This window comes from Henriciella sp. (assembly GCF_049649345.1).
Lineage (GTDB): Bacteria > Pseudomonadota > Alphaproteobacteria > Caulobacterales > Hyphomonadaceae > Henriciella.
This window is the reverse complement of record NZ_JBARZC010000251.1, coordinates 1-6,084: the sequence shown is the minus strand read 5'-3', so window position 1 is coordinate 6,084 and position 6,084 is coordinate 1. Positions and strand designations below refer to the sequence as shown.

9 protein-coding genes are annotated in these 6,084 nt (G+C 59.9%); 4 read left to right on the top strand and 5 right to left on the bottom strand.

Going from position 1 to position 6,084, the window contains the following annotated elements; genetic code table 11:
• Both WA989_RS06480 and WA989_RS06475 read right to left on the bottom strand, forming a co-directional pair.
• A partial coding sequence (locus tag WA989_RS06480) for a GTP-binding protein (RefSeq protein ID WP_424339690.1) occupies positions 1-1,407 on the bottom strand: 1,407 nt, incomplete at its 3' end.
• Between the two features lie 128 nt (positions 1,408-1,535).
• Positions 1,536-1,892 (bottom strand): hypothetical protein, encoded by a 357-nt coding sequence (locus WA989_RS06475; RefSeq protein ID WP_424339689.1) that lies wholly within the window; start codon positions 1,890-1,892, stop codon positions 1,536-1,538.
• 248 nt (positions 1,893-2,140) lie between these two features.
• Here WA989_RS06475 and WA989_RS06470 point away from each other — a divergent pair, with 248 nt between their 5' ends.
• Positions 2,141-2,602 (top strand): PH domain-containing protein, encoded by a 462-nt coding sequence (locus tag WA989_RS06470; RefSeq protein ID WP_424339688.1) that lies wholly within the window; start codon positions 2,141-2,143, stop codon positions 2,600-2,602.
• A gap of 117 nt (positions 2,603-2,719) precedes the next feature.
• Complete coding sequence (locus WA989_RS06465) at positions 2,720-3,295, top strand: type 1 glutamine amidotransferase domain-containing protein (protein ID WP_424339687.1); 576 nt, start codon at positions 2,720-2,722, stop codon at positions 3,293-3,295.
• Positions 3,296-3,364: 69 nt separating this feature from the next.
• Here the strand turns inward: WA989_RS06465 and WA989_RS06460 are convergent, their stop codons facing one another.
• The gene (locus WA989_RS06460; protein ID WP_424339686.1) at positions 3,365-3,793 is read right to left on the bottom strand and encodes a hypothetical protein; all 429 of its coding nucleotides are present in this window, start codon (positions 3,791-3,793) and stop codon (positions 3,365-3,367) included.
• Between the two features lie 118 nt (positions 3,794-3,911).
• On the opposite strand from WA989_RS06460, the gene WA989_RS06455 reads away from it, so the two are divergent.
• Together WA989_RS06455 and WA989_RS06450 are read left to right on the top strand one after the other, a co-directional pair.
• Complete coding sequence (locus WA989_RS06455) at positions 3,912-4,208, top strand: metalloregulator ArsR/SmtB family transcription factor (RefSeq protein WP_424339685.1); 297 nt, start codon at positions 3,912-3,914, stop codon at positions 4,206-4,208.
• Positions 4,205-4,903, top strand: a complete 699-nt coding sequence (locus tag WA989_RS06450) for an SdpI family protein (RefSeq protein ID WP_424339684.1) — start codon at positions 4,205-4,207, stop codon at positions 4,901-4,903. Before WA989_RS06455 ends, WA989_RS06450 begins: the two co-directional genes overlap by 4 nt.
• A gap of 28 nt (positions 4,904-4,931) precedes the next feature.
• Here WA989_RS06450 and WA989_RS06445 read toward each other — a convergent pair whose 3' ends face one another.
• Positions 4,932-5,489, bottom strand: a complete 558-nt coding sequence (locus WA989_RS06445) for a DUF2269 family protein (RefSeq protein ID WP_424339683.1) — start codon at positions 5,487-5,489, stop codon at positions 4,932-4,934.
• Between the two features lie 72 nt (positions 5,490-5,561).
• A partial coding sequence (locus WA989_RS06440; protein WP_424339682.1) for an HAD family hydrolase occupies positions 5,562-6,084 on the bottom strand: 523 nt, incomplete at its 5' end.

Below are 6,084 nucleotides of genomic sequence, written 5' to 3'. Positions count from 1 at the left end.
CATGATCGCCGTGCCGCGCGTGTCGGACAAAAGCTCGCCCTGATAACCGATCAGGCCGCGCGTCGGCGCATGAAACACCATCCGCGTGCGGCCTGCGCCTGACGGCTTCATTTCCGTCATGTCGGCTTTTCGTTCGTTCATTTTCTGGACGATGATGCCTGTGTGCTCGTCATCGACGTCGATCACGACTTCCTCGATCGGCTCCAGCTTCTCGCCGGTCGCCTCATCTTCCTTCATCACGACTTGCGGTCGCATGACGCCAAGCTCGAAGCCTTCGCGCCGCATCGTCTCGATCAGGACGGCCAGCTGAAGCTCGCCGCGGCCAGAGACGGTAAAGGCCTCTGCCTCAGCCGACCGCTCAACCTTCAGCGCGACATTGCCTTCGGCTTCCTTGACCAGCCGGTCCCAGATCAGGCGTGAGGTCACTTTCTTGCCTTCGGTGCCGGCGAGCGGGCTATCATTGACGCGGAAGGTCATGGACAGGGTCGGCGGGTCGATCGGCTGCGCTTCGATTGGCTCGGAAACGGACGGGTCAACGAATGTGTCTGCGACGTTGGCCTTGGTGAGACCCGCGAGGGACACGATGTCGCCGGCCACGCCTTCCTCGATCGGCTCGCGCTCAAGACCGCGGAAGGCGAGCACCTTCGAGACGCGCCCCTGCTCGACCAGTTCGCCGTCGCGCGAGAGCACTTTCACCGTCTGGTTCGGCTTGATCGTGCCGGCCGTGATCCGGCCGGTCAGAATGCGGCCGAGGAAATTGTCAGCAGAAATCGTCGTCGCCAGCATGCGGAACGGGCCATCCTCAACGGCCGGCTCCGGCACATGGTTGACGACCATGTCGAACAGCGCGTCCATGCTGTCGGCCGGGCTTTCATAATCGGTCGACATCCAGCCATTCTTGGCCGAGCCGTAGAGGATCGGGAAGTCGAGTTGATCATCGTCTGCGCCGAGATCGGCAAACAGGTCGAACACCTCGTTGATCACATAGTCCGGACGCGAGTCCGACTTGTCGATCTTGTTGACCGCCACGATCGGGCGCAGGCCCACTTTCAGCGCCTTGGAGACAACGAATTTGGTCTGCGGCATCGGGCCTTCGGCCGCATCGACAAGAACGATCGCGCCGTCGACCATGTGAAGGATGCGCTCGACCTCACCGCCAAAATCAGCGTGTCCGGGCGTGTCGACAATATTGATCCGCGTATCGCCCCAGACGACAGAGGTCGTTTTCGCCAGGATGGTGATGCCGCGCTCACGCTCCAGATCATTGGAGTCCATCATGCGGTCTTCGGTGGCTTCGTTCTCGCGGAACGTGCCGGACTGTTTGAGCAGGCAATCGACAAGGGTCGTCTTGCCATGGTCAACGTGGGCGATGATCGCGATATTGCGAAGAGACGTGGGCTCGGTCATGTCAGGGAGGTGCTTTCAAGGCTTGTTTGGCGCGCATTTACACGCCTGCGAGCCTTTTGGCTATGGGCGGGGGTCAGCCTTCCTGCACCGCCTGCACTCTTCAGAGCGGTGTCGAGCGCATTCTGCGCCTAGAGGCTGACTTTCGCCTCATGGAACTCGGTCAGGACGCCATTCCGGGTCGAGACGCTGAGAACGCTGGTGTGTTTCTTGCCGCCTCGCGTAATATCGAGGAAGAAGCTCGCATGGCTGTTCACGATATGCGCGTGGCGAAGCCGCACCTTGGCCGGCTTGGCCTCTTCTGCCACCGCTGAAATCACCTGCCGGAACTTTTCCGGCGCCTTGCGTCCGAAATAGACCCTGCCATCTCCCAGGCTGGCCGATCCAAACACTTCCACATTGTCGGCATAGCTGCTGATCTGTATCGGATCACCGGTCACCAGGAAGTGGTTGAACACCTCGAAATATTGTTCGGGTTTCAAAGTCATGTGCCGCCCTTCCCCTAATTCGATAGAAAACACACCAAGAAATCAGACCGCGCCGTCGCTTTTCTACCCTGAAGAACGGTCTCGTGGCCCAGCTAAGCAATATGCATACCAGCCTCTGACGTCATTGCATGACCGGCCGGCCTGTCAAGCAAAGCATCGTCAAGCCGCACCGGCTCAGGCGGGCCTTCTGGAACGAGCCGCCCGTCCGGTCGTTTATTCAGTTCAGGCGGCAAATCGGACAGTCATTCATGAAGTATATTCGCAAACATCTGCATGAAGGCGAGCATGTCGTCCAGGAGGGCCACTTTCACTGGCTCTGGTATGCGCGCGCCTGGGCAGCGCTTCTGATCTTTGGCTGGCTGATCATCGGCATCGTCTACTTTATCTATGAAATGATCCGGCTCCAGACGACCGAGTTCGGCGTGACGAACCGGTCTGTCGTGATGAAAAAGGGGTTTCTGTCGGCCCATGTGACCCAGCTGTCGCTCGAAGCGGTCGAGGGCGCGAAACTCGATCAGGGCATTATCGGCCGCATCTTCGGCTTTGGCGGGCTCGACATTGAAGGGCGCGGCGAAGGCGAAATCAGTTTTCCAACCATGGCCAATCCCAGCGAATTTCTGAGCGCGCTCAATGAGGCACAGATGGCGGCCGAAAAAGAACCCGTTCAACGCCTCGCAGACGAGATCGAAAATCATGACAATGCCGCCTGAACCTGCGGGACTTAAAACAGTGCCACCCCGGAACGCTCGTGCAGATCACCCGTTGGTTAGGCAAGTGGCGCGAAAGATCGCTGCCGCTCTGATCAAACAGAAATTCAGGAGATTCAGATGACACAACGAGCAGAAGGAAAAACCCTCGCAATCCTCGCCACAGATGGCTTTGAGGAAGTCGAGCTGACCTCACCGAAAGAAGCCATCGAGAATGCTGGCGGTAAAACCGTCATCGTCTCGCTTGAGCATGGTGAGATCGAAGCCAACCAGCATCGAAAGCCCGGCAAGACGGTCGCGGTGGACAAGACGCTGGATGAGGTCAAGGCTGACGACTTTGACGCCATTCTCATTCCCGGCGGCCTGTTCAATCCGGACGCCCTGCGGACCGAGCAGAAGGTGCTTGATTTCACATCGGCTTTCTTCGAGCAGAAAAAGCCCGTCTTCTCCATCTGCCACGGCCCGCAAGTGCTGATTTCGGCCAATCTCGTCAACGGCCGCAAGATGACCGGTTTCCCGTCAATCCAGCAGGATCTGAAGAATGCCGGCGCCATCGTCAGTGACGAAGCCGTCGTCGTTGATGAAGGTCTTGTGACATCACGCAACCCAAACGACCTTGATGCGTTCAATGACAAGATCGTCGAAGAACTGTGCGAAGGCCGCCACGACGATCAAAGAAAATCGGTCGCCGCGTAGTCTCATCCCCTTCGCCAGGCTGACCGACCAGAAGCGCCTCTCTCGCGAGGGGCGCTTCTTTTATGGGCGCTACTCCTGCGACCGCTTTTTCACCGCATCCTGCCACACAGAGTAGATGAAGGTCGCCGACCAGGTGAGGATCATGAACCCGCCCAGAGACTGCATCATGGAGATGATCCGGATCGGCCCGTCGGCTGTCAGCTGGGTAAAACCGAGCGTGACGAAATTCATGCCGGAAAAATAGATGAGGTCCTCGGCAGAGCCGGTATAGACCCCGCCCAGCGTGCCAAACCATTCCCCATCCAGCATGACGGCATAGGCCGCTGCCCAGGCACAGATCTCCAGCGTGTGAAGGATGAGAAGACCGAGAAACGCCGTCAGCACGGCCCGGTGCGTCTGGTGCTTCAGCCGCGGCATGCAATTGTGCACGCAAAGAATGCCGAAATGGTGGGCAATGCCGAGCATCGCCACGAGAATGAAACCGGTCAGCAGCGCCATCGGTCGCTCTCCTCTCAGAGTTTACAAAACACGTCTGGGTATCAGGACTCTCGCACCGGCCAATCGTTCCATAGTATTTAGCTTGACCGCTAATTATCAGATATGCTAATTAGCTTCCATGGCAATTAAAGTCTTCAGCGCGCTCGGGCATCCGCTCCGCCGTCAGGTGATGGCGCTTCTTCGGAAGGGCCCGAAAACATCGGGCGAGCTCGCAGAGGCGTTCGATGCAAGCTGGCCCACTGTCAGCCGGCATCTGAACGTCCTGAAGGAGGCAGACCTGATCACCGCCGAACGCAAGGGCACAAGCATCATCTACCGCGCCAATACGAGCGTCCTGGAAGATGCCGCCGCCGCCCTCCTGGCGCTGACGGGCAAAGACAATGGAGATGATGAGATGAAGGAAGCCGCGGAATGATCAGGACAGGACTTTTATGGTCAGCCGGCGCAATCGCCGTGATGCTGGGGACGCTGTACTGGGCGTCTGGGGCGATGCCCGATGGACAGATCCCAGTCCATTGGGGCCCCTCAGGTGAGGCCGATGCCTTTGCGGCGAAAGACAAGGACCTGCTCTATCTCCTCATCCTGCCGGCAAGCGCCATCTTCACCAGCGCATTGCTCGCCGCCGCCCCGGCGATCGATCCGTTCAAGGATAATCTCAGGCGCAGCCGTAAAGCCTATCTCGCCATCTGGGCTGCCATTATGGTGCTTCTCGCCGCCCTCAATGGCGGCATCGCCTGGATGATGGTGAATTCGGCCGGCGCCAATGAATCGAATGAATTCGTTCGCTTCGTCATGGCGGGGTGCGGCGTGATCTTCATCATCATTGGCAATTACCTGCCGAAGACGCGCAAGAGTTTCTTCCTCGGCATCCGCACACCCTGGACGCTGACCAGCGACTATACCTGGGAGAAGACACACCGCCTCGTCGGCCCGCTCTACATCCTCGCAGGCCTTGCCGGCATCGTCATCGCCTTCACGATGAGAGGCTTGCCCATGGTGATCGCTTTCGTTGCCTGCGTGATGGCCGTCTCGCTCTTCGGTGTCGCCTATTCCTGGTGGGTCTGGCGCCGGGCGTCTGACCGGAATGAAGGCGCCGATTACGTCGTGTAGCACGGCTGCGAGCGACGCTCGCTGGCCGTCACGCCGCTTTGTCTGCGGCCCTGTCTGCATCATTGGCGGGCGCCGTTGCAGGCTGAGCTTTCGTGCCTGACGCCGTGCCAAACCGCACGATGCGCGGGCGCCAGACACCGAGCACGATATTCGCGAGGGTAATCGCCAGCACCACCCAGAGCGTTCCCCATTCAAGCTGCAACAGCTCGTCGAGCGCATCGGGCGCCGCGGTTCCGGCTGTGATGTCGGCCGCCACTGCAGCCGCATAGCTCGCCTTGGCATTCACCACGGTCAGCACGCCCTTGAACATCAATATGCCGAGCGCCGCCTTGATCCAGACCCATCCCCTGTCCTGAAACGGGGTGTGAACCACCATGGAGAGGATGCCCGAGACGAGCGCAATGGCGAGCGAGGGAAAAATTACCCAGTCCGAAATCACCTTGATCGACCCGCGCAACTGCTCATAGCCCGCCGCCGTCTCCGGCGCATTGACTGACAGAAGCGCCATATAGGCCAGCAGCCCTCCGACCAGCCCTGCCGAGGCCGCCGTGTGGCCGATCTTTACCAGTTTTCGTTTGGTCTGCATGGCAGAGCTCCTCTTGCCGGCGCCTGTCAGGTGTTCACCAACACCGCGCCGATGGCGAACGCTCGCGCGAGTTTACAACGCTTCCAGCAATTCGACCAACCCGTCGATCCGGTCGAGCTCACGGAACCGGGCCTCGCCGCTTGGTGGATCGGCGTGTTCCAGCGCCCAGGTCAGACCGTGCGGGAGGTGGACGCCCCAGGCGCCAGCCTCGATCGCCGGGATGACATCCGATTTCAGCGAATTGCCAACCATCATCGCCGCGCCCGGCCCGCCCTCGCTTGCCCCGAAGACCCGCTCATAGACGGCCGGCGTCTTGTCCGAGACGATCTCGACCCCGTCAAAATAGTCGCCCAGCCCGGACTGGGCGAGCTTTCGCTCCTGATCGAACAGGTCCCCCTTGGTGATCAGGATCAGAGAATAGTCCGGCGCGACGGCCTCCAGCGTGTCCTGCACACCAGGCAGCGTCTCGACCGGATGGGACAGCATCGCCCGGCCGGCTTCAAGGATTTCCTTGATTGTCGAGGCCGGCACCTTGCCGCTCGTGACCTCAATCGCCGTCTCGATCATCGACAGCGTGAACCCCTTCACCCCGAAC

Bases quoted from the DNA above. Each gene is read 5' to 3' on its own strand.
- WA989_RS06460 (WP_424339686.1), bottom strand. From the start codon at position 3,793: ATGGCGCTGCTGACCGGTTTCATTCTCGTGGCGATGCTCGGCATTGCC.
- WA989_RS06450 (WP_424339684.1), top strand. From the start codon at position 4,205: ATGATCAGGACAGGACTTTTATGGTCAGCCGGCGCAATCGCCGTGATG.
- WA989_RS06445 (WP_424339683.1), bottom strand. From the start codon at position 5,489: ATGCAGACCAAACGAAAACTGGTAAAGATCGGCCACACGGCGGCCTCG.
- WA989_RS06470 (WP_424339688.1), top strand. From the start codon at position 2,141: ATGAAGTATATTCGCAAACATCTGCATGAAGGCGAGCATGTCGTCCAG.
- WA989_RS06475 (WP_424339689.1), bottom strand. From the start codon at position 1,892: ATGACTTTGAAACCCGAACAATATTTCGAGGTGTTCAACCACTTCCTG.
- WA989_RS06465 (WP_424339687.1), top strand. From the start codon at position 2,720: ATGACACAACGAGCAGAAGGAAAAACCCTCGCAATCCTCGCCACAGAT.
- WA989_RS06455 (WP_424339685.1), top strand. From the start codon at position 3,912: ATGGCAATTAAAGTCTTCAGCGCGCTCGGGCATCCGCTCCGCCGTCAG.